Source organism: Streptomyces adustus, assembly GCF_009377175.1.
In the GTDB taxonomy this organism is placed as follows: domain Bacteria; phylum Actinomycetota; class Actinomycetes; order Streptomycetales; family Streptomycetaceae; genus Streptomyces; species Streptomyces adustus.
The window spans coordinates 1-3267 of record NZ_VJZD01000469.1; the positions used below are offsets into that span (position 1 = coordinate 1).

Annotated in this window: 4 protein-coding genes; 2 read left to right on the plus strand and 2 right to left on the minus strand. The window is 75.1% G+C overall.

The genetic code is table 11. The features are described 5' to 3' along the window. Positions 1-143: 143 nt before the first annotated feature. Positions 144-899 (minus strand): aminoacyl-tRNA hydrolase, encoded by a 756-nt coding sequence (locus FNH09_RS45630; protein ID WP_152895755.1) that lies wholly within the window; start codon positions 897-899, stop codon positions 144-146. Between FNH09_RS45630 and FNH09_RS45635 the strand changes: the two genes are divergently transcribed. Next, entirely contained in the window at positions 898-1755 is an 858-nt protein-coding gene (locus tag FNH09_RS45635) for an ABC transporter ATP-binding protein (protein ID WP_152895756.1), read from the plus strand. The genes FNH09_RS45630 and FNH09_RS45635 overlap by 2 nt on opposite strands. Further along, a complete protein-coding gene (locus FNH09_RS45640; protein WP_162470097.1) occupies positions 1752-2423 on the plus strand; it encodes an ABC transporter in 672 nt (223 codons plus the stop codon). Before FNH09_RS45635 ends, FNH09_RS45640 begins: the two co-directional genes overlap by 4 nt. 64 nt (positions 2424-2487) lie before the next feature. Here FNH09_RS45640 and FNH09_RS45645 read toward each other — a convergent pair. Further along, positions 2488-3267: polysaccharide deacetylase family protein (locus tag FNH09_RS45645; RefSeq protein WP_152895757.1), on the minus strand; the 780-nt coding region annotated here is incomplete at its 5' end.

The following is a 3267-nucleotide window of genomic DNA, read 5'->3' on the forward strand; positions in this document are numbered from 1 at the left end:
GGTATCGCCCCGACACCACCCACCGAACCCTGCCGCTCTCTCCTTCAGAGCAACATTTGAGGTTCGGGCGGCGGGGCTGCCGGGCCGGGCGGGGCTGCCGGGCGGGGCCGCCGACCCGCCGGGCTGCCCGCTCGGGGCCGTGACTACCGCAGGGCGGGATGTTCGGCGATCACCGTGCAGCTGCCCGGTGCGATCTCGGTGAAGCCCGCGTCGCGCACCAACGGCATTCCGCTGCGGGTCAGTTCGCGCCACCGCAGGGGATCGGCCGTGCGTACGGCGAGCGGGAAGCCCGCGTCGCGCCAGGCGCGGCGCTCCTCGTCCGACAGTTCCCACCAGGCGAGTTGGGCGCCGTGCCCGGCCTGGGCCATGGCCTTGCCCGCCGACATCGGGACCTCCGGGTTGAACCACAGCACCGGTGTGCCGGGCGCGGCCTCGGCCGGCGGCCGCGGGTCGTCGAGGTCGGTGCCGGAGACCTGGAGCTTCACCAGCTCCTTGGGCCAGCCGTCCAGCGGGACCGGCGGGAACACCCGTACCTCGGCGGACGTCCCGGTGACCGTGATCCCGGGCAGTGCCTCGGCCCGGCGCCACTCGGCCCCGCGCGCCCGCCGTACGACCTTGCGGATGCGGGCGTCCTGCCAGTCCCGGACCGCCTGCGCCCAGACGCCGTCGCCCGCCGAGCGCTCGTCGTCCAGCATCCTCAGCACCGCGCGGGCGGCGGTCTCCAGCGCGTCCGTGCGCTCGGGCGGCTCGGCCCGCTCGATGCGTACCACCAGTGGCAGGACGTACTGGGGTGCCTGGTCGCGGGCGCTGGGCTCGGACCGGAAGGGACTGTCGGCGAGGGGTGTCGGATCGGGGCTCACGACAGCCCAGCCTAAAGGGCAGGAGAAGATGCCTTCCATGGAACGTGATCTGCGACTGGTCGACGTGGGCCGGCGCTACGGCTTACGCGGTCCCTGGGTGCTGCGCGGCATCGAACTGACCGTGTCCCCCGGGACCCTGGTCCGTCTGGAGGGCGCCAACGGCACCGGCAAGTCCACCCTGCTGCGCGTCCTCGCCGGGATCGACGCCCCCAGCGAGGGCCGGATCACCGGCCGGCCCCGCACGGCGTACGTGCCCGAACGCTTCCCGTCGGCGCTGCCCTTCACGCCGTCCGGATATCTCACCCACCTCGGCGCCGTGCACGGCCTGTCGCGTGCGGCGGCCGCCCGGGCCGCGCAGCAGTGGCTGGAGCGGTTCGGCGCCGCCGCCTACGCCCGCACCCCGATGGCACGGCTGTCCAAGGGCAGCAGCCAGAAGGTCGCGGTCGCCCAGGCCATGGTGGCCGAACCGGAGCTGCTGGTGCTCGACGAGGCCTGGACCGGCCTGGACGCCGATGCCCGGGCCGAACTGGAGCGGGCCGTCGCCGAGCGCACCGCCGCCGGTGCGGCCGTCGTCTTCGTCGACCACGACCCGCGCCGGCTGGAGGGGGTGCCCGACGCCACGTACACGGTGCGCGACGGCGCGCTCGGCCTGCGTACGGAACAAGCCGCTCCGGCGGCCGGCCCCGCAGTGCTCGTGGCGGTCCGCGGACCGGCCGGGGCCGCCCCGCCCGTCGAGGCCGCCCGGTGGATCACCGCCGTCGACGAGGTCGAGCCCGGTGTCCACCGGCTCACCGTCCCCGCGTCCCACTCGGACGTCCTGCTCCGTGCCCTGCTGACCGCCCGCCCGCCCTGGCACGTGATGAGCGTCGGCCCCGTCGAGGAGAGCCGCTCGTGACCGCCCTCGTCCGCTACCAGACCGCCCTGCTGATCCGCTCGCAGCGCTGGCTGCCGCCGTTCATCCTGTACGCCGGTTTCCTCGGGATCGGCATCCAGGGCGGGCAGCCGGTGCTCGACTCCCTCGGCTACGCGGCCGCGGCCCTGCTGCCCGTCGCCGCCTGGCTGGTGCGGATCTGCGTCACCAACGAGCCGCCCGCGGCCCGTGGCGTGGTCGCGGCGGCGACCGCACCGGCGCGGGCGCATCTGGCCTGTCTGCTGGTGGCACTGGCCTGCGCCACCGGGCTGGGCGCGGCCGCGACCGCCGTCGTGACGCTGATCAGCGATCCGGTGAGCACCGGCCACCGCACCCGGGTGCCGCCGCTGCCCGCGGCCGGTGCCGGGCTGCTCGCCGTCCTGGTCTGTGCCCTGCTCGGGGTGGCCGTCGGCGCGCTCACCGCCTGGCCGGTGCTGCGCTCGCCCGGCCGCGCGGTGCCCGCACTGCTGCTCGCGGCCCTGCTGTCCCTGGTGGTGACCGGGTCCCCGGCACAGGCGGCGGTCGGCGGCCTGGTCACCGGCTCGCAGTCCGGGAAGGTGCCGCTGCCCCTGCTGCCTCTCGCCGCCGCCGTCCTGTTCGCGGCCGCGGCGACCGCCGTGACCTGCGCGCTCACCTCCCGGCGAGCGCCGTGAGGGACCTGCGTGCTCACCTCCCGGCGAGCGCCGTGAGCCGCCCGTACCCCGCTTCCGGAGGGGGTCATCGCCTGCGGTCGGCGGCTCCGATCAGCTGGGACACCTTCACGAACCGGTAGCCCTGCTTGCGCAGCTCGGGCACGATCAGGCGCACGGCCCGCTCGGTCGCCGGGGCGGCGCTGCGCGTGCAGTGCATGACGACGACGGAGCCGGGCTTCACACCCTCCAGGACCTGCTTGGCCACGGCGTCGGAGTCGGTCGCGAAGGCGTCCCCGCTCACCACGTCCCACTGCACCGCAGTGACGCCGGTAGCGCTCAGCGCGCGCAGCGCCTTCTGGTCGTAGCAGCCCCCGGGGAAGCGGAAGTACGGCATCGCGTTGTCCACCCCCGCCTTGCGGAAGGCGGTGTACGTCCGTTCCACCTCCGAGCGCATCCGGTCCTCGGACACGGTCGGCAGGCCGTAGCAGTCGCCGGTGAAGGCGTAGTGGCTGTAGGAGTGGTTGGCGATCTCGAACAGCGGGTCCCGTCCGATCGACCGGGCCTGGATCGGGTACTCCTCGGCCCACCGTCCCGTCATGAACACGGTGGCCGGCACCTTCAGCGCCCGCAGTGTCGCGATCAGCTGCGGGTTGTCGAAGTGCTCGCCCGCCGCCGCGCGCGGCCCCTCGTCGGCGGTCATGTCGGCGTCGAAGGTCAGGGCGACGGTCCGGTCCGGTGTGCGGGGGCCGTTCTTGAAGACCGGGGTGAGACCGGCGGGCCCGGGTGCGAGGGTCGGTGGCCGCGAGACGGCGGGGGAGGGGGCCGGCGCGTGCTGCGGGGCGTGGGGCGCCTGAGGGGCCTGAGG